24 protein-coding genes and 1 pseudogene are annotated in these 22,909 nt (G+C 58.8%); 13 read left to right on the top strand and 12 right to left on the bottom strand.

The features are described 5' to 3' along the window. A pseudogene (locus ACYP2A_RS21015) lies at positions 1 to 124 on the top strand (IS5/IS1182 family transposase); the annotation flags it as partial. Between the two features lie 74 nt (positions 125 to 198). On the opposite strand, the gene ACYP2A_RS21020 reads toward ACYP2A_RS21015, so the two are convergent. Next, positions 199 to 882, bottom strand: a complete 684-nt coding sequence (locus tag ACYP2A_RS21020; RefSeq protein WP_459747798.1) for a hypothetical protein — start codon at positions 880 to 882, stop codon at positions 199 to 201. 444 nt (positions 883 to 1,326) lie between these two features. On the opposite strand from ACYP2A_RS21020, the gene ACYP2A_RS21025 reads away from it, so the two are divergent. After that, positions 1,327 to 2,190 carry a hypothetical protein gene (locus ACYP2A_RS21025; RefSeq protein WP_459747800.1) on the top strand — a complete coding sequence of 288 codons (864 nt, stop codon included), beginning with the start codon at positions 1,327 to 1,329 and terminating at the stop codon, positions 2,188 to 2,190. A gap of 54 nt (positions 2,191 to 2,244) precedes the next feature. Here the strand turns inward: ACYP2A_RS21025 and ACYP2A_RS21030 are convergent, their stop codons facing one another. Further along, the gene (locus tag ACYP2A_RS21030) at positions 2,245 to 2,928 is read right to left on the bottom strand and encodes a hypothetical protein (RefSeq protein ID WP_459747801.1); all 684 of its coding nucleotides are present in this window, start codon (positions 2,926 to 2,928) and stop codon (positions 2,245 to 2,247) included. Positions 2,929 to 3,372: 444 nt separating this feature from the next. Here ACYP2A_RS21030 and ACYP2A_RS21035 point away from each other — a divergent pair, with 444 nt between their 5' ends. After that, on the top strand, positions 3,373 to 4,239 hold the full coding sequence (locus ACYP2A_RS21035) for a hypothetical protein (RefSeq protein WP_459747803.1): 867 nt from the start codon (positions 3,373 to 3,375) through the stop codon (positions 4,237 to 4,239). Between the two features lie 54 nt (positions 4,240 to 4,293). Here ACYP2A_RS21035 and ACYP2A_RS21040 read toward each other — a convergent pair whose 3' ends face one another. Both ACYP2A_RS21040 and ACYP2A_RS21045 read right to left on the bottom strand, forming a co-directional pair. Beyond that, entirely contained in the window at positions 4,294 to 4,977 is a 684-nt protein-coding gene (locus tag ACYP2A_RS21040; protein WP_459747805.1) for a hypothetical protein, read from the bottom strand. A gap of 140 nt (positions 4,978 to 5,117) precedes the next feature. After that, positions 5,118 to 6,032 carry a LysR family transcriptional regulator gene (locus tag ACYP2A_RS21045; RefSeq protein ID WP_459747808.1) on the bottom strand — a complete coding sequence of 305 codons (915 nt, stop codon included), beginning with the start codon at positions 6,030 to 6,032 and terminating at the stop codon, positions 5,118 to 5,120. A gap of 166 nt (positions 6,033 to 6,198) precedes the next feature. On the opposite strand from ACYP2A_RS21045, the gene ACYP2A_RS21050 reads away from it, so the two are divergent. After that, positions 6,199 to 7,104, top strand: a complete 906-nt coding sequence (locus tag ACYP2A_RS21050; protein WP_459747810.1) for a TauD/TfdA dioxygenase family protein — start codon at positions 6,199 to 6,201, stop codon at positions 7,102 to 7,104. A gap of 34 nt (positions 7,105 to 7,138) precedes the next feature. Here the strand turns inward: ACYP2A_RS21050 and ACYP2A_RS21055 are convergent, their stop codons facing one another. The 4 genes from ACYP2A_RS21055 to ACYP2A_RS21070 all read right to left on the bottom strand — a co-directional run bounded on the left by ACYP2A_RS21055 (position 7,139) and on the right by ACYP2A_RS21070 (position 9,531). Continuing rightward, positions 7,139 to 7,414 (bottom strand): type II toxin-antitoxin system RelE/ParE family toxin, encoded by a 276-nt coding sequence (locus tag ACYP2A_RS21055; RefSeq protein ID WP_459747811.1) that lies wholly within the window; start codon positions 7,412 to 7,414, stop codon positions 7,139 to 7,141. Further along, on the bottom strand, positions 7,411 to 7,692 hold the full coding sequence (locus ACYP2A_RS21060) for an antitoxin of toxin-antitoxin stability system (protein WP_459747812.1): 282 nt from the start codon (positions 7,690 to 7,692) through the stop codon (positions 7,411 to 7,413). The genes ACYP2A_RS21055 and ACYP2A_RS21060 overlap by 4 nt, the downstream gene beginning before the upstream one ends. A gap of 86 nt (positions 7,693 to 7,778) precedes the next feature. Beyond that, positions 7,779 to 9,380, bottom strand: coding sequence for an alkaline phosphatase family protein (locus tag ACYP2A_RS21065; RefSeq protein WP_459747814.1), 1,602 nt, complete (start codon positions 9,378 to 9,380; stop codon positions 7,779 to 7,781). Positions 9,381 to 9,384: 4 nt separating this feature from the next. Beyond that, positions 9,385 to 9,531 (bottom strand): hypothetical protein, encoded by a 147-nt coding sequence (locus tag ACYP2A_RS21070; protein ID WP_459747816.1) that lies wholly within the window; start codon positions 9,529 to 9,531, stop codon positions 9,385 to 9,387. A gap of 112 nt (positions 9,532 to 9,643) precedes the next feature. Here ACYP2A_RS21070 and ACYP2A_RS21075 point away from each other — a divergent pair, with 112 nt between their 5' ends. Further along, positions 9,644 to 12,007, top strand: coding sequence for a TonB-dependent receptor (locus ACYP2A_RS21075; RefSeq protein WP_459747817.1), 2,364 nt, complete (start codon positions 9,644 to 9,646; stop codon positions 12,005 to 12,007). Here ACYP2A_RS21075 and ACYP2A_RS21080 read toward each other — a convergent pair. After that, the gene (locus tag ACYP2A_RS21080) at positions 12,004 to 12,957 is read right to left on the bottom strand and encodes a LysR family transcriptional regulator (RefSeq protein WP_459747820.1); all 954 of its coding nucleotides are present in this window, start codon (positions 12,955 to 12,957) and stop codon (positions 12,004 to 12,006) included. The two genes, ACYP2A_RS21075 and ACYP2A_RS21080, sit on opposite strands and share 4 nt — an antisense overlap. A gap of 156 nt (positions 12,958 to 13,113) precedes the next feature. Here ACYP2A_RS21080 and ACYP2A_RS21085 point away from each other — a divergent pair, with 156 nt between their 5' ends. Then, on the top strand, positions 13,114 to 14,808 hold the full coding sequence (locus ACYP2A_RS21085) for an aryl-sulfate sulfotransferase (protein ID WP_459747822.1): 1,695 nt from the start codon (positions 13,114 to 13,116) through the stop codon (positions 14,806 to 14,808). A gap of 6 nt (positions 14,809 to 14,814) precedes the next feature. On the opposite strand, the gene ACYP2A_RS21090 is transcribed toward ACYP2A_RS21085, so the two are convergent. Continuing rightward, on the bottom strand, positions 14,815 to 15,285 hold the full coding sequence (locus tag ACYP2A_RS21090; RefSeq protein WP_459747824.1) for a DUF2269 family protein: 471 nt from the start codon (positions 15,283 to 15,285) through the stop codon (positions 14,815 to 14,817). After that, positions 15,282 to 16,388 (bottom strand): saccharopine dehydrogenase NADP-binding domain-containing protein, encoded by a 1,107-nt coding sequence (locus ACYP2A_RS21095; RefSeq protein ID WP_459747826.1) that lies wholly within the window; start codon positions 16,386 to 16,388, stop codon positions 15,282 to 15,284. The genes ACYP2A_RS21090 and ACYP2A_RS21095 overlap by 4 nt, the downstream gene beginning before the upstream one ends. A gap of 109 nt (positions 16,389 to 16,497) precedes the next feature. Here ACYP2A_RS21095 and ACYP2A_RS21100 point away from each other — a divergent pair, with 109 nt between their 5' ends. From ACYP2A_RS21100 to ACYP2A_RS21115, 4 genes are all read left to right on the top strand, one after another. Continuing rightward, a complete protein-coding gene (locus tag ACYP2A_RS21100) occupies positions 16,498 to 16,908 on the top strand; it encodes a hypothetical protein (protein ID WP_459747828.1) in 411 nt (136 codons plus the stop codon). Then, positions 16,895 to 17,179, top strand: coding sequence for a hypothetical protein (locus ACYP2A_RS21105; protein ID WP_459747830.1), 285 nt, complete (start codon positions 16,895 to 16,897; stop codon positions 17,177 to 17,179). The genes ACYP2A_RS21100 and ACYP2A_RS21105 overlap by 14 nt, the downstream gene beginning before the upstream one ends. Next, a complete protein-coding gene (locus tag ACYP2A_RS21110) occupies positions 17,172 to 17,936 on the top strand; it encodes an SIR2 family NAD-dependent protein deacylase (RefSeq protein ID WP_459747832.1) in 765 nt (254 codons plus the stop codon). Before ACYP2A_RS21105 ends, ACYP2A_RS21110 begins: the two co-directional genes overlap by 8 nt. Positions 17,937 to 18,083: 147 nt before the next feature. Then, entirely contained in the window at positions 18,084 to 19,727 is a 1,644-nt protein-coding gene (locus ACYP2A_RS21115; RefSeq protein WP_459747835.1) for an ABC-F family ATP-binding cassette domain-containing protein, read from the top strand. Here the strand turns inward: ACYP2A_RS21115 and ACYP2A_RS21120 are convergent. Further along, positions 19,684 to 19,920 carry a hypothetical protein gene (locus tag ACYP2A_RS21120; protein ID WP_459747837.1) on the bottom strand — a complete coding sequence of 79 codons (237 nt, stop codon included), beginning with the start codon at positions 19,918 to 19,920 and terminating at the stop codon, positions 19,684 to 19,686. The two genes, ACYP2A_RS21115 and ACYP2A_RS21120, sit on opposite strands and share 44 nt — an antisense overlap. Positions 19,921 to 20,175: 255 nt before the next feature. Here ACYP2A_RS21120 and ACYP2A_RS21125 point away from each other — a divergent pair, with 255 nt between their 5' ends. The 3 genes from ACYP2A_RS21125 to ACYP2A_RS21135 all read left to right on the top strand — a co-directional run bounded on the left by ACYP2A_RS21125 (position 20,176) and on the right by ACYP2A_RS21135 (position 22,902). Beyond that, positions 20,176 to 20,505, top strand: coding sequence for a helix-turn-helix domain-containing protein (locus tag ACYP2A_RS21125; RefSeq protein ID WP_459747838.1), 330 nt, complete (start codon positions 20,176 to 20,178; stop codon positions 20,503 to 20,505). Between the two features lie 122 nt (positions 20,506 to 20,627). Next, positions 20,628 to 20,954, top strand: coding sequence for a helix-turn-helix domain-containing protein (locus ACYP2A_RS21130; protein ID WP_459747839.1), 327 nt, complete (start codon positions 20,628 to 20,630; stop codon positions 20,952 to 20,954). Positions 20,955 to 21,093: 139 nt separating this feature from the next. Further along, positions 21,094 to 22,902: an ABC transporter ATP-binding protein gene (locus ACYP2A_RS21135; RefSeq protein WP_459747840.1), complete on the top strand. Its 1,809-nt coding sequence runs from the start codon at positions 21,094 to 21,096 to the stop codon at positions 22,900 to 22,902. The last annotated feature ends 7 nt before the right edge of the window (positions 22,903 to 22,909 follow it).

The following is a 22,909-nucleotide window of genomic DNA, read 5'->3' on the forward strand; positions in this document are numbered from 1 at the left end:
CTGGCTAAAGGAGAACCGCAGAATAGGCACTCGCTACGACAAGCTGGCCAGGAGCTTTGCAGCCATGGTCACGCTGGCCTGCAGTCTGCGTTGTATGCGGCAATACTTTTCGTACAAAACCTAATCAACTGGTCCAAGAATTGATGATTTGATGGATACCCTGCTGATGTCGTATCGGCAGGGTGTTTTGGCTCGAGACTACGCGGTTATATCCACCAAGGGCTCCTCACGCTTCTCGCCATTTTCAATAATCTGGCGCACAAAGGCTTCGTACATTTTTTCTGGTTTTTGCGCAATGAGTTTTCCATAATCAAGGGTGTTCTGGATATTCAACAAATCCATTTTGTATTTTCCCCCGAATGCCTTGTCATCGTGATCAACCAAGGCCATTACCATTTTTGCGTGTTTGCACACGCTGTCCCTGAATCCTCTGCGATCATTGAGAAGGGTTGTCAAATATTTCATGTCGCCTTCACTGAGTGACTTCTCAGGATCAAGTATCTTTACCTGTGCGTCATCACCTAATGTATAGCTGAAGTTCTTGCTGGCGAGATCAGGTCTGAAGACACCCAGTTCGTTTTTTATTTTGCTATACATGCTCTGCTGGATCCTGAGCTCCAGGTTTGAATACCATTGCAGATCCTCCAGATACATTTCTTTGGTCAGCGGGCGTTCTTCTTCAGGTCCACCAAATTCAGAGTAGATGTAGGTTTTTCCCTTCCACGGCTCTGCTTCCCGGGTATAGAACGCCTTTGCCCGGGCCTCTCTGGGATCTTCTTCAATTTTCTGGAGGCTGGGCAAAGCCTTTTCAGCGTCCGGTGCAATGGGCTTCGACAGAAGAGGGGCAGTCACGATGTTTGATGTGATGCTGGTAATGTTCACAGTGAAATTCTCTGACAGATGGATTCGTTATTGCTAACGGCCATACGCCGGAGAACTGTTCCTGAACATGTTGTAGGACTATTCCGAAGAAGCGCTTTATTGCGAGCGAGTTCTCAAATTTATCGCAATAGTTCACGGCCTATGCCGCGACATTCACCTCATCCAGACGCACAATCGCATCAATCATCGCCCGTGCTGCCGGAGACAGTCGAAATCCTGCGCGGCTGACAAATTCGGTGGGCCTGGCGGCGGAACAGCGGCTGATTCGCAAACCGTTCAAGGTCAGTGAATGGGTGTTGGATAAAGCACTTTAATGTAGGACGTTTCTGATTTTTGTTTATCGCTATTGATCATTGGGTTGTTGAGGGATTAGGTCGAACATGTTCTGGAATTCATGCCAGATGGCCGATGGGTCTACTCAAATAACCAAATGAGACTTTTACGATGAATAAAAATAAAAAGCGTCTGAACGGGCTGGTGGCGGCTGTATTGGCTATTGCTGCTCTACAGGCATTCGCCCAGACAGATCCGCCGCCTGCGTCAGCGCCTGTCGAAACCGTTCTGGAGGATCGTGTTCACCAGATCGGCAACGCACTGGAGAGCACGGCGGCGGTTCATCAGTACAGCTTTACGAGCGTACGTGGTCAGAATGTTCTGTTGGCCATCCCGGATGCCAGATCCTATGGCAAGCAGTGGCGGCTGGAATACCGCATCGATGGCGGTGAATGGAAAGCCAAACGCTGGAACGGGCCTGAAAAGATAGAGCGATTGGCGCCAGGGGCGACGGTTGAAGTGCGGGTAATGGCCGTCGAGGGTGTTCAGTTCGATAAGGCGGAGTATGGACTGGTGTTCGGTTCGTTCCCGCACATGCATTACGACTTTCATAACGAAAAGGGATTTATCCCTATTCCTCATGGGCGTACCGATCCAGCTTTCCTGGGTACTCAGGCATTGACCGAAGCGTTGTTGGAGGTCAGTTTTACCGACAGCAAAGCGCATCCGCTGGAGGGTGGGGTGGTGGCATTTTATTTCAAACCCAATAGCAAAGTAGGTGGAAAGACTACTGGTTATACATCTGATAGTAGTGGGAAGATTTCAGAACTCATCAAGTTCAGTGGCTGTGAAGGCGGTTTTTATGCTGAGCCGTTCATTCATGTGAATAACGGTAGAAATACATGGGCTACCCGATACGAGGTGGGCGATTATGATGCGCTAAACGTATTGCCGGGAGCCCATGCTGACAAGCCTTATAAGTATAAATTTGGGCATATTTGTAAACGCTGGCTGATCAACTGGTCTAAAAACTGATGCTTTAAAGGACGCCCTGCAGACGTAGTGTCAGTAGGGCGTCTTTGCTCACGACTACACGGTGATATCCACCAAAGGCTCCTCACGTCTCTCGCCATTTTCGATAATCTGGCGCACAAAGGCCTCGTGCATTTTTTCCGGCTTCAGCATGACGAGCTTTCCATAATCAAGTGTGTTCTGGATATTCATAAGATCCAATTTGTATTTACCGCCAAATGTCTTGTCATCGTGGTCAACCAGGGCCATGGCCATTTTGGCGTGCCTGTGTATGCTGTCCTTGAACCCCCTGCGATCATTGAAGAGTTTTGTTAGATGCTCTAGATCGCCTTCAGTAAGTAACGGATCTTGGTTGAGTACTTTTATTTGAGCGTCATCGCCCAGTGTGTAGCTGAAATTTTTGTTGGCGAGATCGGGTCTGAACACACCGAGTTCATTTCTAATTTTGCTATAGATGCTCTGCTGAATCTCAAGGTCTATGTTTAAAAAACTTCTCAAGTGGTCCAAATACATTTCTTTGGTCATCGGGCGTTCTTCTTCAGGTTTTCCGGTCTCATGGTACAGGTAGGTTTTCTCCTTCCACGGCTCTGCCTCACGGGTATAGAACGCTTTTGCCCGCGCCTCCCTGGGATCTTCGTCGACTTTTGGGAGGCTGGGCAAAGCCTTTTCAGCGCCCAATGCAATAGGCTTCGACAGAAGCGGGATAGTCACGATGTTTGATGTGATGCTGGTAATGTTCACAGTGAAATTCTCTGGCAGATGGGTTCGTTCTTGCTAACGGCCACACGCTGGAGAACTGTTCCTGAACATGTTGTAGGACTATTCCGAAGACACACTTTATTGCGAGCAAGTTCTCAAATTTATCGCAATAGTTCACGGCCTATGCCGCGACATGCACCTCATCCAGACTCACACTCGCGTCAATCATCGCCTGTGCTGCCGGAGAAAGTCGAAACCCTGCGCGGCTGAAAAAATCGGTGGGCCTGGCTGTGGAACAGCGACTGATTCGTAAAGCGTTCAAAGTGAGTGAATGGGTGTCGGATAAAGCACTTTAGTGTAGGACGTTTCTGATTTTTGTTTATCGCTATTGATCATTGGGTTGTTGAGGGATTAGGTCGGGCATGTTCTGGCATTCATGCCAGATGGCCCACGGGTCTACCCAAATAACCCAATGAGATTTTTGCAATGATGAATAAAAATAAAAAGCGTCTGAACATGCTGCTGGCGGGTGTATTCGCTGTTAAGGCTCTACAGGCATTCGCCCAGACAGATCCACTGCCGGCTCAAGCGCCGGTCGCGACGGTTCTGGAGGATCGTATTCACCAGATCAGCAATGCACTGGAGAGCGTGACGGCCGTTCATCACTACAGCTTTACGAGCGTACGTGGTCAGAATGTTCTGTTGGCCATCCCGGATGTCAGATCCTATGGAAAGCAGTGGAGGCTGGAATACCGCATCGATGGCGGTGAATGGAAAGCCAAACGCTGGAACGGGCCGGAAAAAATGGAGCGATTGGCGCCAGGGGCGACGGTTGAAGTGCGGGTGATGGCTGCCGAGGGCGTCCAGTTCGAGAAAGCAGAGTATGGACTTGTGTTCGGTTCTTATCCGCACATGAACTATGACTTTCATCACCAGCAGGGGTTTATGCCTATTCCTTATGGGCTAAGTGATCCTGCTTTTCTCGCGACACAGGCATTGACCGAAGCGCAGTTGGAGGTCACGTTCACTGACAGTAAAAAGCATCCGCTGGAGTGCGGTGTGGTGGCATTTTATTTCGAACCCAATAGTAATATTGGTGGAAAGACCACTAATTACACATCTGATAGTGCTGGGAAGGTATCGGAGCTCATCAAGTTCAGTGGCTGCGAGGGCGGTCATTATGCTCAACCGTTTATCCATGTCAATAACGGCAGAAATACATGGGCTACCCGGTACGAGAAAGGGAGTTACGAGGCGCTAAACGTATTGCCGGGCATTCATGCCGACAAGCCCCATCTTTATAATTTTGGGCACATTTGTAAGCGGTGGTTGATCAATTGGTCCAGAAACTGATGCTTTAGCGTGCGCCCTGCAGGCGCTTGGTCGGCAGGGCGTCTTTATGCGTGACTATACGGTGATATCAACCAAAGGTTGTTCACGTCTCTCGCCATTTTCGATGATCTGACGGATAAAGGCTTCGTGCATATTTTCTGGTTTCAGCATAATGAGCTTTCCATAATCAAGCGTGTTTTGGATATTCAACAGATCCAGCTTGTATTTGCCGCCAAATGTTTCGTCATCGTGGTCAACCAGGGCCATGGCCATTTTAGCGTGCTGGTTCACACTGTCTCTGAATCGACTGTGATCATTGAAACGCTTGGTTAAATATTCCAGGTCGTCTTCAGTGAGTGAGGAATCTTGATTAAGTATCTTTACTTGTTTGTCATCGCCCAGCGTGTAGCTGAAATTCTTGCTGGCGAGGTCAGGCCTGAATACACCGAGCTCGTTTCTTATTTTGCTATAGATGCTCTGCTGGACCGTGAGTTCTGAATCCAGGTCCCGCTTCAGTTCCTCCAGATACATTGCCTTGGTCATCGGGCGTACTTCTTCAGGCTTCCCAAAGTCAGAGTAGATATAGGTTTTCCCCTTCCACGGCTCTGCTTCACGGGTGTAGAACGCTTTTGACCGGGCGTCCCCGCGATCTTCGGCAGCGTGTTGAAGGTTGGGTGATGTATTTTCAGCATCCGGTGTGACGAGCTTCGGCAGCCAATGAGAAATTACGAGGCCTGGTGAGTAGCTGATGATGTCCATATTGAAATTCTCTGACAGATGGATTCGTTATTGCTAACGGCCATACCCCAGAGAACTGTTCCTGAACATGTTGTAGGACTATTCCGAAGACATACCTGATTGCCAACGGGTTCTCATATCTATCGCAATACTCCACTGCCTCACGCCGCTACATGCACCTCATCCAGACTCACAATCGCGTCAATCATCGCCCGTGCTGCCGGTGACAAGCGAAACCCTGCGCGGCTGACGATGCCGCAGCGGGCGCCGGCGCCCAGTTGTTCCAGCGACAGGTTGCGCCATTGCAGGCGCACCAGTGCGCCGGGTGGCACGTCGTTGATAAAGCTTTCTTCGCTGCTGATGCCGATGGCGTCGGTCTGCCGGACGATCTTGGCCAGGCTCGGAAAGTGGTCAGTCTGGATGCCGGGGGTAAAGTCGCCCCGGCCACTGGCAGTGGCCAGCAGTTTGCGAAAGCCCGGCGGCAGCAGGGTGCTGGCCAGCGGGTAGTCGAACATGTCGTTGGTCGACAGGCTTTCCTTTTCCAGCAACGGGTGGTGGGGCCTGCAGAAGAATACCCCGCGCTTGGGTGTCAGCGCCTGGGTGTGAAAATTGGGGTCGGCCTCGAAGTGCCGGATGTCGGCGATGAAGAACTCGATCTCTTCACGGATCAGGCTGCGGCTGAGTTTTTCCCAGTTGGCGACCTCGAAACCGACCTTGACTCTGGGGTAGGCGCTGATGAACTGCGCCACCGCATCGGGCACCAGTTTTACTGCCGGTGCCGGGCCGCAGCCAAAGTGCAGTTCGCCGGCGTCCAGCTTGGTCATCTCGGCGACCTCACGGGTCAGCAGGTTGGCGCCCTTGACCAGGCGCATGGCGTGCTGCAACACCACATGGCCTTCCGGCGTGGGGCGCAAGTCCTTGCTGGCACGGTCGACCAGCACACAGCCGAATTCCTGTTCCAGGCTTTGAATGCTGCGGCTGAATGCCGGCTGGGTAATGCCCATGGCTTCGGCGCCGCGCACGAAGCTGCGATGTTCGTTCAGGGCGATGAAGTAGCGCAGTTGGCGAAGATCCATATGCATTCCCGGCATTTTAAAAATAGGGCGAAGGTATTGGCCGTGAGGCTGGATAGAGGTTTTAAATGCAAGCTCTTATTCCGTCAACGAAGTGTTTGCTTTTTAGATATAGCGATATTGCATATCGATAGAGCGACCCGCCCAACCCGAACAGTGAGGTTCACCCATGAGCAATGCGGCAATCGCCACGCAACCTGCGCTGCACACCCTGGATATCCGCCCGGTCGCGGGCCGCATCGGGGCCCAGGTGCATGGCGTCAAATTGAGTGCAGACCTGCAACCCGAGGTGGTCGATGCCATCCAGCAGGCGCTGCTGGATTACAAGGTGTTGTTTTTCCGGGGCCAGACGCACCTGGACGATCAGCAGCAGGAAGCCTTTGCCAAATTGCTCGGCGAGCCGGTGCCGCACCCGACCGTGCCGGTCAGTGAAGGCTCCAGCTACCTGATGCAACTGAGCGCCGCCGACGGCCAGCGCGCCAACTCGTGGCACACCGACGTGACCTTCGTCGACGCATACCCCAAGGCGTCGATCCTGCGCTCGGTGGTGGCGCCAGAGTCCGGTGGCGACACGGTGTGGGCCAACACAGCCGCCGCCTACAACGACCTGACCGAAGACCTGCGTGAGCTGGCCGACAAGCTATGGGCGGTGCACAGCAACGAATACGACTACGTCGGTCCGCGCCCTAACGTGACGCCCGAGCAACTGGAAAAGTACCGCAAGACCTTCACCTCGACCGTGTTCGAAACCGAGCACCCGGTGGTGCGCGTCCACCCGATCAGCGGCGAGCGTTCATTGTTGCTGGGGCACTTCGTCAAACGCATCAAGGGCTACTCGCCAGTGAACTCGGCGCACTTGTTCAGCGTGTTGCAGAGCCACGTGATCCGCCTGGAAAACACCGTGCGCTGGCGCTGGAATGTTGGTGACGTGGCGATCTGGGACAACCGCTCGACCCAGCATTACGCGATTGACGACTACGGCAGCCAGGCCCGCATCGTGCGCCGCGTCACCCTGCACGGCGAAGTGCCGGTAGGCGTGCATGGCCAGCGCAGCGTGACCACGCGCGGGGTTTAAGGCTGGCTCTGGTGGGTCATAACAACCATGACGCCTACACGGGAGGCCACTGTCGCGAGGTATGGACCAAGGCCAGGATCCATAGGGTCTCGTGTTCGAACTCGTAGATCAGGCAATAGTGTGGGTGCGGGATCAGCTCCCGAGTGCCGGGGATTCTTCCGGTTCTGCCGGAGTACGGATGACTGGCCAGCCCGGATACGGCATGGCTGAACAGAGCGTCTATCCTGGCGGCCGCCGGGTTCTCGGCGGCAATGTATTCCCAGATATCGAGGCGGTCCTGCTCCGCCTCCGGTACCCATGTGATTTTCAAACCTGATCATCTTTGATCTGGCCACGCCGGGCGGCAAATGCTGCTTCTACGGCATCGTTGGAGCGCCCAAGGCCGGCTTGCCTGGAAGCCCGGCCTTGTTCAACTTTTTGCTCCAGGTATTGGTCATGTTCACGCCCCTGACGGCGCTGCTCGACATAAGCACGCATCAGTTCGCGCATCACTTGGGAGGCAGGACGATCTTCTCGAGCGGTTTCAGCCATGAATTCAGCCCTCAGTTGCGGTTCCAGTTTCATCGTAAAAACAGCTTCTTTGCTCATGATGAGGCGTACTCCGGTGGCTTTGGTACTAACTATGTATATACAGGGTCAGTACCACTCGCCACAAACCTGACCGCCCAAAGGCCTCACCACACCCCGATCGGCACCAGTTTCTCTTCCGCCGGTTCGCCGTACCTGAAGCGCTGGCCGCGCAGGTCGATCTCGGCGTTGCTGATCGTGGTGCGGCGTTTCAGGCCGCGCAACCAGTCGAACAGATAAGCCTGATGCTGTTCACGCACCGCCGCAAAGGCGGGATCGGTGCCCAGGTCTTGCAGTTCCTGTGGGTCGTTGTGCAGGTCGAACAGTTGCGGGCGCACGCCGTCGTAGGCCAGGTATTTGAAGCGTTCGCTGCGCACCATGTACATGCGGCAGCGGTCGATCGGCTGGCCGACGCGTTCGCGGGCCGGGGCCTGGAAGGCGTAGTCGTATTCGGCAATCGCGTAGTGACGCCAGTCCGGGGTTTCGCCGTGCAGCAGCGGGATCAGCGAGCGACCTTCGAGGCGGTGATCGGCGGCGGGCAAGCCCAGCGCTTGAAGAAAGGTCGGCAGGGCATCGATGGTTTCGACCAGGCGCGCATCGACGCTGCCACGGGTGACATCGGCCTCGCGGCGCGGGTCGCGCACGATCAGCGGCACGCCCACCGCTTGCTCCAGCAAAAACTCTTTTTCGCCCAGATAGTGATCACCGAGAAAGTCGCCGTGGTCGCTGGTGAACACGATCAGCGTGTCGTCCCAGCGGCCGCTGCCTTGCAGGTGATCGAACAGGCGGCCGAGCTGGTCGTCGACCTGTTTGATCAGGCCCATGTAGGTCGGCACCACGTTCAGGCGCACGTCATCACGGGAGAAGTTCACGCTTTCCTGATGTTGGCGGAAGGCGACATACACCGGGTGATCGTTCGGTTCGGCGGCGCGCACCGGGGCGATGACGTGTTCTGCGCCATACAGCGCGTGGTACGGCGCCGGCGCGATGTAGGGCCAGTGCGGCTTGATGTACGACAGGTGCAGGCACCAGGGCTGTTCGCCTTGCTCGTCGATGAAGTCGATGGCGCGATCGGTGGTGTACACCGTCTCCGAGTGTTGCTCGGGAACACGCGCCGGCAAATGCGAATGGCGCATCTTCCAGCCACTGAGGATCTCGCCGTGCTCACCCTGGGCAGCGTTGGCCCAGTCGTGCCACGGGTTTTTCGCGCTGTAGCCCAGGTCGCGCAGGTAATGGGTGTAGGGCGCGCTTTCGCGTTTGTCGTCGAACACCGGGCTGTCCGGGTACAGGCCGTCGTGACGCACATAAGGCTCGAACCCCACTTCATTGAGCTGTTGCGCCTCGGCGCCGTCCAGGTCCATGGCCAGGCGTTGTTGTGCCTCGCGGTTGGGCGTGGCGTGGGTCTTGCCGACCAGTGCGGTGCGGATGCCGGCCGGGCGCAGGTAATCACCAATGGTCAGTTCATCCAGCGGCAGCGGCACGGCATTCCAGGCCACCTGATGGCTGCTGACATAACGCCCGGTGTAGGCCGACATCCGCGACGGCCCGCAGATGGTGCCTTGGGTGTAGGCGCGGCTGAAACGCACCCCGGCGGCGGCCAGGCGGTCGATGTTCGGCGTGTGCAGGTGAGGGTGGCCATAGCAGGACAGGTAATCGCGACGCAGTTGGTCGCACATGATGTAGAGCACGTTGCGCACAGGCTTTGACACAGGTTCACCACGGAAAATCAAAACGGCTATTTCGCGTGTAGGCGGCGCTGGCGGCAAGCGCATTTGCTGAATATCGACGATGCATACGCTGCATCGACAGGACGGTTTTTGCGTATGCATTTTGAACATCGAAAGTATCGGGCAAATGCATTTGCCCGCACTTGGGGGAACTCCTTATAAAGGCATTCTCTTATTCGTTTAATGTCTTTAAAGGCATAAATAAATAACTTATTAGAATATTAGAAGTATTCAAAGGAGCCTGTATGAACCCGTCCGCCACCCCCGTCCCGTTATCCGCCTGGCGACTCAAACGTCTACCGCTGGCCTTGTTGCTGGCGGGCTGTGCCGGCGGGTCGCTGGCCCATGCCGCCGAACCGACAGCGGCTGAACAGCCGGTGACAGCGGGCAAGGCCCAGGCCGACGGTGCGCAGTTGAAAACCGTGACCGTCACCGCTCGTCGGCGTGAAGAAAGCGCGCAGAACGTGCCGACCCCGATCAGCGTGATCAGTGGTGAGGCGCTGGAGAGCCAGCGGGTTTATCGCATTCAGGACCTGCAACAACTGACCCCGAGTCTGAACGTGGCGTACATGCATGCGCGCCAGTCCAGCGTATCGATTCGCGGCCTGGGCAATAACCCTGCCAGCGATGGCCTGGAAGGCAGCGTCGGGCTGTACATCGACAACGTGTATCTGGGCCGGCCGGGCATGGCGGTGTTTGATCTGATGGACATCGAACAGCTTGAAGTGCTGCGCGGCCCGCAAGGCACGTTGTTCGGCAAGAACACCACCGCAGGCGTGATCAATATCGGCACCCGCGCGCCGACCTTCACCCCTGAGCGCACGATTGAAACCTCGGTGGGCGAAGACGGTTTCTTCCAGACCAAGGGCACGATTTCAGGTCCCCTGACCGATGAGCTGGCCGGGCGCTTCTCGGCGTACCGCAGCCGCAGCGATGGCGACCTGAAAAACGAATACGACGGTCATGACCTCAATGGCGGTTCACGCGAAGGCTTCCGTGGCCAGTTGCTGTTCAAGCCCAACGAAGACTTCAGCCTGCGCTTTATCGGCGACTACAACGAAGAGTCGTCCAGCGCCGGCACCCGCGCGCTGCTGAGCACCGGCCCGACCATCAACGGTGTCAACCGCTACGAAGCGCGTGCAGCCGCTGCGGGCGCGACACTGGTCGATGGCAGCAAGCGCAAGGTCAATCTCGACGCCACCCAGCGCGTCACCGTGCATCAGGGCGGCGCCTCGGTCGAAGCCAACTGGAAGCTGCCCAGCGACTTCACCCTGACCTCGGTCAGCTCGTACCGCTGGTGGAATTTCAGCCCGCGCAACGACGACGGCCTCAATGTGCCGGCCAGCTACAACGGTGGTGTGTCGGTGCAAGACAAACAGTGGTCCCAGGAAGTGCGCCTGGCGTCGCCCACCGGCGGCGCCTTCGATTACGTGCTGGGTGCCTATTACTACGGCTCGGACCTGGACAACAGCAACATTGCCAGCAACGGCCCGCTGGCCGATGTCTGGAACGGCACCGCGACCGGAGCGCTGGCCAACGTGTCGAGTGTTGCCAAGGGCCATATCGAGACCAACAGCTTTGCGCTGTTCGCCCAGGGTACCTGGCACCTGACGCCGAAACTGGACTTCACTGCCGGGGTGCGCGGCACCTATGAAGAGAAGAGCGCCTGGGTCAACCGCCTGGCGCCCACCGGTGGCGCGACGGTAACCGGTGCGGCCCTGGCGGCGCGCAACGCCCGTTATGGCGTTTACGATTCCGGCGACCTGAATCAGTACACCGCCAGCCCGTCGGGCCTGCTCAACCTCAGCTACCGCTTCACCGATGACGTGCTGGGCTACGCAACGTTGTCGCACGGTGAAAAATCCGGCGGGGTCAACCTGACCGTTGGCACCGCACCGACCGCCGGCGCCGACTCGCTGCTGATCGGCACCGAGCGCGCCAATAACCTGGAACTCGGGGTCAAGAGCACCCTGTGGGACAACCGTCTGCAACTGAACGGCAACCTGTTCTGGAGCAAGGTCAACGGTTACCAGACCACCGCCTACGACGACGCCAACCGCGTGCAGTACCTCACCAACGCAGGCTCTGTGCGCTCACGCGGCCTAGAGCTGGAAGCCACCGTGGTGCCGGTGCGCGGCCTGACCGTCAACGTCAATGGCTCGTACAACGATGTGCGTTACCTATCGTACAAGGACGCGCCATGCCCGCCGGAAGTCAGCTACCAGCCTGGTGCGCCTGCGTCCTGCGACCTGAGCGGCCATCAGGTGGTGGGCGCCTCGAAGTGGATCGGCAACGTCAACGGCGAATACAAATGGGGCTGGGACAACGGCCTGGAACAATACGTGACCGCCAGCTACGCCTACCGCTCCAAGGCCGTGGGCGCCGTGGAAGACTCGGCGTACGCGCAGATTGCCGGGTACGGCGTAAGCAACTTCTCCACCGGGCTGCGCGGCGATCTGGGCCAGGGCCAGTGGGACGTTTCGCTGTGGGTCAAGAACGCCTTCGACAAGACCTACGCCACCAGCCTGTGGAGCGAACCCAACGGCGGCTACTCCGGCCTGCTGGGCGCACAACGCACCATGGGCGTGACGGGGCGGTATGATTTTTAAACCCCGATCCGCTCTGCCGACAGCCCGGTCAGGTGTTCGCTCAAGCTTTGGTCGACGTGCTCGATGCGCTCGATCATCGCCTTGGCCAGTGACGACAACGAGCGCGCGTTACGGCTGACGATGCCGTAGCGGGTGTGCAGTTCGTCCAGGTGTTCGGGCATGTCCAATGGCGTTAGCGGGTGCAGTTCGCCCTTGAGGAAATACGGCTCCAGGTTCAGCGCATTGCCGATGGCGATGGCGTCCGAGTGCATCACCACATTGAGCAGCGCATAGGTGTGCTCGCATTCCACCTGGGGCATGAAGTCGCGACGGCCGCTGTATTCGGTCAGCAGTTTGCGGATGTTCGGCGGGCGGAAGGTGGTCGCCAGTGGGTAGCTGAACAGTGCCTCGCAAGTGATCGCCTCCTGCTGCGCCAGCGGGTGATCGGCGCGGCAGCAAAAACTCATGCGCTGTGGCCGCAGGCGGGTAATCCGGTAGTCCGGGTCGGCCTCGAAACGCCGGGTGTCGGCGACGAAAAACTCGATGTCTTCACTGATCAGTCGCTGGTTCAGATCCTGCCAGTTATCCACCTGAAAATGCACCCGGGCCTTGGGGTAGTCGGCAATGAATTGCCCCACCGCCTTGGGCACCAGCTGGCCTGCCGGCGCCGGCCCGCAGCCGAAGCGCAAGGTGCCGATTTCCGCACCGCCCAGGCGGCCGATTTCGTTGTTCAACTCTTGCGCTTCACGAATCAGCCGCCGCGCATGTTCCAGCACCACCAGACCCTGCTTGGTCGGCGGCAATTCCTTGCTGGCGCGGTCAATCAACTGAAAGCCTGCGCTGTGCTCCAGCGCCTGAATGCTGCGGCTGAACGCCGATTGCGAAAGGTTTACCGCCGCCGCTGCCGCGACAAAACTGCGGTGCTCGACGAGGGCGATGAAGTGACGGAGCTGGCGAAGGTCGATATGCATTTTCTACATCGAAAGTTTCGGGCAAATGCAATTGCTGCAAGGCGTAGAGCGACTTTATAAAGGGAATTGGTTATGACTAAAACGCTTAATAAGTAATAAATAAATTCCTTTTTTGTATATGAGTTCTTTCTTTATTTATTCCACAAGGTCTCTCTCATGACGGATAACACGCCATCCCAGGCCCTTCCCGAAGGCGCCTGCATCACCGCCAAAGTACCGGACAGCGCCACTGAAAACCGCCTCGGTCCCATCGTCAGCAACACTTACCGCCTGGCCCCGTTGACGGCGATCATTCGCGATGGCGGTCAGCGTATCGCCAATGCTCGCGTACGGGTCAAGGGCCGTGGCGAGCGGGGTGTCGACATCGATTACCAGGTGCGCGATTCATTGCTGTGGACCCACGGCGGCATTCCGGTGTTCGGCCTGTACCCCGAGCACCGCAACGAGGTCGAGGTGGCCTACGACCTCGATGGCCAGCGCGTGCACGAGACTTATCGGATCTATGCCCCGGCGGTGCGCTTGCCGGTGGTGGCCGGGCAGCAGGACGGCGCGTTACCCAAGGTCGAGCCGGTGACGGTGGCGGCGCAGTTGAGCAAACGCCTGTACCTGTTCAACCACCTGCTGACTGAAATTCCCGGCGCCAACCGGCTATTCAAATGGAGCGGCCAGGGTGGCGCGGCCGAGTGGGATTCGGTGGGCATCAACTGGATCGCCGACAGCAACGGCGATGTACGCTGGTACCTGGATATCGAGCAGATTCACGATTCCACGCGCAAGGAAGGCATGGGCGCGAGCATGGGCTTTCAGCAGACCCGCGACGGCCACCTGATCTGGGGCCAGGGCCAGCGTTATTACAAACACGACCTGTTGGGCCGCACGGTCTGGGCGCGCACCTTGCCGGAGAAGTTTGCCGATTTCTCGCATGAGATTCGTGAAACCGACAAGGGCACTTACCTGTTGCGCGTTGGCAGCAGCGATTACCGACGCGCCGACGGCCAGCGGGTGCGCAGTGTGCGTGACCAGATCATCGAGGTCGATCAGGCCGGCGAGGTGATCGATTACTGGGACCTGGCCAGCATTCTCGACCCGTACCGCAGCGAGTTGCTGCACACCTTGGGCAAGGCCGCAGTGCTGCTGCCCGAGGGCGTGGAAAAGAGCGACAGCCTGCTGGACAACGAACGCAACGAAGGCCCGCACCTGCCATTCGGCGACATTCCCGGCGTCGGTGTCGGGCGCAACTGGGCGCACATCAACTCCATCGCCCATGACCCGGCCGACGATAGCATCATCGTCTCGGCCCGGCATCAGGGCGTGGCCAAGATCGGTCGCGACAAACAGGTCAAATGGCTGTTGGCCGACCCGCGTGGCTGGAATGCGCAATTGCGCGACAAGGTTCTGCAACCGATAAATAGCGCAGCCGATTTTGACTGGTCATGGACCCAACATACTGCCTGGCTGACCGGCAAGGGCACCCTGACCGTGTTCGACAACGGCTGGGGCCGCGACTTTTCCCCGACGCGCCTGGAGGGTAATTACAGCCGGGCGGTGGAATACCGCATCGATGAACAGCAAGGCACCGTCGAGCAGGTCTGGGAATTTGGCAAGGACCGCGGCGATGCCTGGTACAGCCCGATTACCTCGGTGGTCGAGTACCGGCCGGAGACGGACACGCAATTGATTTACTCGGCGTCCATCGATTTTCTGACCGCACAACGCCTGACTCGCCCAGTACTCAGCGAAGTGCAATACGGCACGCAGACCGTGCTGGCCGAATACCGGGTGACCAGTCATCAGCCGGGGAATGTCGGTTACCGGGCGCTGGTGATCGAGCCGGGCAGGGCGTTTGGCTGACCGGTCCTAAAACAGTCCGCGTTTGCTCACCATCAACAATACAATCACGAACATCCCGGCAAAGCCCGCCACGCCCATCCAGAACCACGGGCGGAACAGTTTGTCCCAGTTGGCGGGCAGCGGCTCGCCTTGCCGGGCGCTGTGTTCGGCGAGGCGCTGCATGCGTTTTTGCAGCACCAGCACCGGTATCCACAACAAACCCACGGCAACGAAGACGATCAGCGCATCGCGCAGCCAGGGAAGGGCCGGCGACATACCGGTCAGGTGCAACATCGCCAGGCCCGTCCCCAGTTGCAACACGCCGGCCGGCGTGGTGATCCAGGTGTCGAAACGCACCACCATGCGCGCAACGTGGGCGATCACTTGCGGGTTGCGGGTGTTGCGGGCGGCGATCAGGTACAGATAGGAGCCCATGCCGAAACCGAACAGAAACACCGCCGCAATGACGTGCAGGTACTTGAGATAGAGGTAGGTCATACGCGGCCCTGATAGCGCACGCTGAGGTGAATGTCTTGCGGCGCATCGATGGCCGCCAGGTATTCGGCCACGCTGATCTCGCCTACACACGGCCGCGCACCGGCTGCCGGTCGGTAACCGGCGGCCATCTTCAGCGCCAAGGCGACCGAGGCGCAGCTGGGAATTTCCGGGCCTTTGTCGCGATCGGCGGTGAGCTGGATATTCACACGCAGCGGCAGGTTATTGTGGTCGACGCCGGTGGCCTCGATATACAGCGCGCTGAGCCCGTCACCGAAACGCTCGCACTTGACCCCCAGACGATGCAGGCGCTGCGCCCACGGCAACGGATCCTTGATCAGGCCCAGGCGTCGTGCTTGCGCCAGCGCGGCATTGGCCAGCGCGCCGGGCATCAGCCCGGGACCGGCCTTGAACACCAGATCGGTGGCGCCATAGCGCGCGCCGAACAGGTCCATGTCGGGCACATCGACATCGGCCAGCCAGCGCCAGCCCAGCCCCGGCAGCTTGCGCCGTTGCAGGCCCAGCCAGCCGGGCACCGCGTGCGGCTGACCATTACGCAGCTGCAGGATCGGTGTGCCGGCGTAGGCCAGCACGCCTTCTATCGTGGCCAGGCCGGGCATCTTGGCCGAGGACGAAATGCCGTGTTCGATACGGTCAATCCGTTTGAAGCGTTCGCGCTGCTCATCCAGCAACGCTGCCGACAGGCTCGGCACCGAGCTGCAACCACTCAGCACTGCCACACCGGCGGCGCGCGCCTGTTCGTCGAGCACATGGATGCCGTTGACGAAGGTCCGGCAGTCGGCCAGATCGCAATAATGCACGCCAGCGGCGATGCACTGCTCGGCAACCCGGTACGGCTGGTTCTGGAATGGCCCGCCGGTGTGCACCACCAGATCGACCTGCAACTGGCGCAGCGCCTCGCTGAACTCCGGCCCTTGCGCATCGCCGCACCAGGTGGCGAGCGGCAACTGTTTTGCCAGGGCCGCAAGCCGCGCGGCATCGCGCCCGGCAGCGATGACTTCAATACCCGGCACTGTTGCCAGATGCCGGCAAACGATAAAACCGAAATTGCCATAGCCGCCAACGACCAGCACCTTCAATGACATGACAAACTCCGTGTGTAAGGTCTGGGCCGATCTTAATAGAACTGACCGGGCGGCGCTCCTGCGAGGTTATCCAGGGTTATCATCCGGCAGACACTGCAAGGAGCAGACAATGACTCAGCATCCCCCGATCACCACGGCCAGCGACTGGAAAACCCTGCCTTTTCCGGACCGGTACATCACCCTGGCGCTGGACTTCAGCGTCACCGGCGACGATGTAATCGCCTTGCGCCAGGGCCTGATTCCGCAGCAGATGGAAGACAAATGGTTCTTTTACTTTGTCGACAACACGCTTTATCAGCACCGTAGCTGGACCGGCAACTGCATTGCCCAGGTGCATTTCGTTGTGCATGAAGGCGGCCTGCGGGCTACCCATGCCGAAGTTAATCGCGACCCTGGGCAGTACACCAATACCGATGATGCCGAGGATATCGAGCGGATCGAAAAAATGACCCGCTACCTTGTCGAACACCATCGACTCAATACCCCCGAACTCTGGAGCCCGGCCGATGCGTCCCTCTGACCCGCGTTGCGGCACACCTTACGTTTACAGCGGTGAACTCAAGTTGCGCCCGGACGTTGAGCAGGCGCTGAAAACGCTGGAAACCGAGCCCTACACTGCGGTGCCCGGTTGCCAGGGCGATGGCCGCTGGGAGTTGTGGACCACCGAAGGCGACGGCGAGACCTCACCGCGGATCATCAGCGGCCCGAGTACTACCTGGCCGACACGTGAGGCCGCCTTGGCGGCGGGTGAACAATGGCTGGCAAACAGGCAAGGAGAGGTCAATGACTGAATTTGAAGGGCGCCATCTGCGCGAAGCCGGGCATGTGCTGGTGTTTACCGGTGCCGGCGTCTCTGCCGAGAGCGGGATCCCGACCTTTCGTGATGCGCTCACCGGCCTGTGGGAGCGCTTTGATCCGGCTGCGCTTGCCACCGCCGAGGCGTTTCGCCGTGACCCGGCACTGGTCTGGGGCTGGTACGAATGGCGGCGGGCCAAGGTGCTCGCTGCGCAACCGAATGCGGCGCACCGGGCCATTGCCGAACTCGCAAGCCAGGTGCCGAAACTCACGGTTGTGACCCAGAATGTCGACGACCTGCACGAGCGCGCCGGCAGTCAGAATGTGCTGCACCTGCACGGCAGCCTGCATACACCGCGTTGTTTCAGTTGCGCTCGGCCGCATGCCTTGAGTCAGGAGCCGATTGACCAGGCTGAAGGAGGGCAGCGCATCGAGCCACCGCTGTGCCTGCACTGCAACGATTTGATCCGGCCGGGTGTGGTCTGGTTTGGCGAGTCATTGCCTGAGCAGGCCTGGAGTACTGCGATGGCCGCCGCCGAGGGCTGTGACCTGTTGCTGTCGATCGGCACTTCTGGGCTGGTCCAGCCCGCAGCGCAAATTCCGCGTCTCGCCCTGCGCAATGGCGCACGAGTGCTGCATATCAACCTGCAACCAGACGCCGTTTCCGGTCAACGCGAGTTTGTTCTGGCAGGCAAGGCGGCGCAGGTATTGCCATCGTTGTTGGCACAGGCCGACTTTGAAAAATCGCCATAACGCTTCTATGCTGTCCGTCTGACTCCATCACCGAGGTATTGGTCCGATGCGCCATTGATGCCGCCGTCCCTTTGGACGGCCAATTTCCACCGCCCCCTTCAAGGCTGCACCTGTGCGGGCGAGTTATTGGCATCGATGGAGTCGCGTATGACCACGGCCTGCATCACGCTGCAAGGCGTTTCCTGGGTTCTGCCGAGCGGCAAAACCCTGTTTTCAGACATCAATGAACAATTCGACTCACGACGCACCGGCCTGGTCGGGCGCAACGGTGTGGGCAAGAGTGTGCTGGCGCGCATCCTTGCAGGTTGGCTGACGCCCACTCACGGGCGCTGCACGCGCAGCGGCCATGTGCATTACCTGGCGCAGCAAATCACCCCGGACGCCGATGACAGTGTTGCCAGCCTGGCCGGCGTGCGGCCGATTATCCAGGCGCTGGAACGCATCGAAGCCGGCAGTTGCGCGCTCGAGGATTTCGAGGCGGTGGGCGAGCAGTGGGACATTCGCCAGCGGTTGCAGCAGGCGTTGCAGATCAATGGCCTGGGCCATCTTGAGCCGGCAAGACCCGCCAATACGTTGAGTGGCGGTCAAGCCATGCGCGTCGCATTGATCGGTGCGACGCTGGCGCAGGCGGACTTTCTGATTCTGGATGAGCCCGGCAATCACCTGGACCGACCTGCCCGGCAAGCGCTGATCGAACAACTGCAGCGCTGGCCGCACGGGTTGCTGGTGATCAGTCATGACCGGGCATTGCTGGAGGTGATGCAGCGCACGGTAGAACTGTCGTCCCTGGGGTTGCGCAGTTACGGCGGCCCCTACAGTTTTTATAGCCACAGCAAGGCGCAGGAACAGCAGGCTGCCCGGCAGCAACTTGAGCGCTGCAAGCTGGAACGCTCGCGTGAGCAACACGCCATGCGCGCGCAGCATGAACGTCAGGAGCGGCGTCAGGCGCAGGGTAAACAGCAGGGCAGGCAGGCCAATCAGGCGGCAATTGTGCTGGGGCGCCAGAAAGAGCGCAGCGAAGGCTCGGCAGGGCGCCTGCGCCAGCAGCATACGGCGTTGCAAACGCAACTGAACCTGCGGGTGCGCGAGGCGGCGCAGCAGGTCGACGATTCGGCAGTCATCCATGTACAGGGCGTTGCGCTCAATCAGGTCGCCCGCCGCCGCGTGGTGGAACTTGATGATGTGATGCTGCCCTTCGTGCCGGCCGCCACACGGCGTACCGACCTGTTACTGAGCGCACGGCAACGGGTCGGCGTGATCGGCCCGAACGGTTGTGGCAAATCCACCTTGCTCAAGGTGCTGGCCGGTCAGCTTGAGCCGCTGGCCGGCACGTGCAGCGTCACGCCCGAGTGCATCTACCTTGATCAGCATTTGACCCTGCTCGATCCTTTGCGGCCGGTACTTGAACAGTTGCAACGTGCCAACCGCAAAGCCTGCGAAAGCGAGCTGCGCACGCGCCTGGCCCAGCTTGGTCTGGATGCGCAGAAGATCCTCGTTCCCAGCGGTCAACTCAGTGGCGGCGAGCGCCTGAAAGCTGCGCTGGCTTGTGCGCTGTATGGAGATTCGCCGCCGCAACTGCTGTTGCTGGACGAGCCAGGCAACCACCTGGACCTGCCGTCGATGCAGGCACTGGAAACCATGCTTGAGGCGTATCGCGGCGCGCTGCTGGTGGTTTCCCACGACGATGTGTTTCTGCACAACCTGCGCCTGACCGATCGTTTGCTGGCCGCCGGACAGGGCTGGACGCTCATTCCCGAAGCCGGTTATGGCGCGCCGTCAGTGCCCGCTTGAACAGCACGCCCGCACAGTCCATCAACAGCCGTGCCAGATCGGTCAGCGCGGCTTCTTCCCCTTGCCTGCCAGAAGCGATATTGGCGCTCAAGGCGCGTTTGCTGCGCTCGGGCAGTGCCTCCCAACTGTCCAGAAGTGCTGCCTGCACCGCGTTGCTCAGCATCAATGGCGGTGCATAAGGCTGCGTGGACACAGGTTTGGCAATGCGCCCCATGCGCAGATAGCGGTGCTGGACGAGGCGGCATTTCCTGCACACAGGTTGCGGGGCTGTACCTGCGTGTTTTCGACAACGGGCAGCGGAGGACTTGCGGTTTATCACGGTTGTGGTCCTTGCAGTACGGCGGTTAATCCATCAGTGAATAAACATGACACTTCATTGAACGCTATAGCGTGTAGTGCCATAGCGGTCATTCAAGTGAAAACCCTTTATTTTGTAAAGGGTCACGTTATGGAACTGAGCAAGGCGATTGGAGCAGCGCTCAAGGAAGTCCGGGAAGCCAAGGCACTGACTCAGGAAGACTTCGTGGGCGTGAGTGGCCGCACGTACTTGTCGGAAATAGAACGCGGACTTAAAAGCCCTACGCTTGAGAAGCTGGATCAACTGGCGACCCACATGGGCATTCATCCGCTGGAGCTGCTGGTGGCGTGTTACGCCAAGCGGGACTCGGTCACGACAGAGGATGTATTGGGGTTGCTGCACGGCAGGTTGTTGCAGTCGTTCGATAATCACGCACGCCACACTAGCAACGGGCAGGGCTCGCAGGCGGATGGCAGTTGATATTTCCCATGCCGACGGGGTGGTCATTCGTCAGTCAATGAACGATTTGTTTAAAAGGGGACTAGGATCAATAACGTCTAGGCACTCTTTTAATTGCCCCCCTTGATACTGACGGGCCGCGTATGGAATTGAGCAAAGCAATCGGCGCTGCGCTCAGGGAAGCACGCGAAGCCCGGGGTCTTACCCAGGAAGACTTTGTCGGTGTGAGTGGACGCACCTATTTGTCGGAAATAGAACGCGGGCTGAAAAGTCCGACGCTTGAGAAAATCGATCAACTGGCCAGCCATATAGGCGTTCATCCGCTGGAGTTGCTGGTGGCGTGTTATGCCAGGCGCGATTCGGTCAGTGCCCTGACCGTGGTCAGAGAGGTGCTGGAAAACAGCCCCCCGTACCGCTCTCATTTTTCACCTGACCGGCAGGAAGTGCCCAAGACACGCCGGCGCAGATAGAGAATTGTTCAGTCAGCACATCCGATGCATATTCCCGACACGACGGTGCATAGTGCTTTTTGTTACTTCTGAAACCCCTTGCGCTGGACGATAGTGCCACCCCCTTACCAGCCACTCGGCGGGGCGTACCGCACTCACAATGTCTACTTCCAGCACCGATCTCGATTCCCACCCTCCCGAGCTTGCCTCCAGCCCTTTGCGCTTCACCCTGCAATTTGCCGGCTACTTTTGGCACTGGTATCTGACCATCGCGATTTTGCAGATCATCTCCTCGGCATGCGGGGTCAGTGTTTCGCTGGCGCTGGGCAAGGTGGTGGGCGCGATCAGTCATGACACCGGCGAGGTGCGTGTGCTGGATGCTGTCTGGCCGCCGCTGCTACTGTTCATCGCGCTGAATCTGGGCGAACTGGTGTTCGGCCGTATCGCAGGCTTTGCCCGCGTGCATGTTGCGCCGCTGCAACGTACGCGGGTCACGGCGCATTTGTTCGCCTACTTGCAGCACCATTCGCAGCGCTACATCGGCAGCAACTTTGCGGGCTCGCTGGCCAACCGTATTTCGGAAACCTCTATGGGCGTCAACATGACGTTATGGGCCATTATTTTCGATGTGCTGCCGGTAATCGTCAGCATGAGCGTGGCGGTGGTGATTTTGACCACGGTCAGCCATGTGCTGGCGCTGTTTACCCTGGCCTGGTCGGTGCTGTTTATCGTGTGTTCCTATGCGCTGGCGCGGCGTTGCCAGCCGCTGTCCAAGGCGTTTTCGGCGGCACGCAGCGAAACCACCGGGCGGGTGGTGGATGCGGTTACCAACCTTACCGCTGTGCGCTTGTTCGCCCGTCTGGGCTTTGAGCGCGCGCATTTGCAACGCTTCCTGACCCGCGAGATCGGCGCGGCGCGGCGTACATTTGGCTTCAACGAAAAGATCGTGCTGTTCCAGTTTGTCGCTTCGCTGGTGCTCAAGATCGGCCTGCTGGGCGCTGGCCTGTGGTTATGGCAGCAAGGAAAAATCGGTGTGCCGGAGTTTGTGATGAGCACCACGCTGTCGTTCGTGGTGATCTCCGAGGCGCGCAATATCAGTCGGCGTTTTCTCGACCTGTTCGAGTACATCGGCAATATCGAGAACGGCGTCAGGACCATCGTGGTGCCGCACGAAATCATCGATACCCGGCAGGCGCGGGCCATTCAGGTAAAGCATGGCGGTATCGTGCTGCGTGACGTGACCTTCGGTTATCAGCCCGAGCGCCCGTTGTTCAATCATCTGAACCTGACAATTGCGGCCGGGCAGCGGGTTGGCCTGGTGGGTTATTCCGGGTCAGGCAAGTCGACCCTGATCAATCTGCTGCTGCGCTTGTACGAGCCACAGCAGGGCAGCATCAGCATCGATGACGAGGACATTCGGCATTTCACCCAGCAATCGCTGCACTCGCAGATCAGCCTGATTCCGCAGGAACCGGGGCTGTTTCACCGCAGCCTGCTGGATAACATTCGCTACGGTAACCCGCAGGCGCAGGAGGCCGAGGTCGAGCTGGCGGCGCGCAAGGCCCACGCGCATGAGTTCATTGCGCGTATGGATCAGGGCTATCACTCGCTGGTTGGCGAACGTGGCGTGCGCTTGTCTGGCGGGCAGCGGCAACGCATCGCCATCGCCCGGGTGATCGTCAAGAACGCGCCGATTCTGATCATGGACGAAGCCACCTCGGCGCTGGACTCGATCACTGAAAAGGCTATTCAGGAAACCCTGACCGAGGTCATGCTCGGCAAGACCGTGATCGTGGTTGCGCACCGCCTGTCGACAGTGGCGCAACTGGACCGCATTCTGTTTTTCGACAATGGCCGCATTACCGAAGACGGCAGCCATGACGAGCTGGTTGCCAAACCCGGCGGCGCTTACCGACGGTTGTGGGAACGCCAGGTCGGTGGTGTATTCCCACAGCAGGAAGCCGGCTGAGTCTTTG

The organism is Pseudomonas sp. 3A(2025) (genome assembly GCF_054589175.1).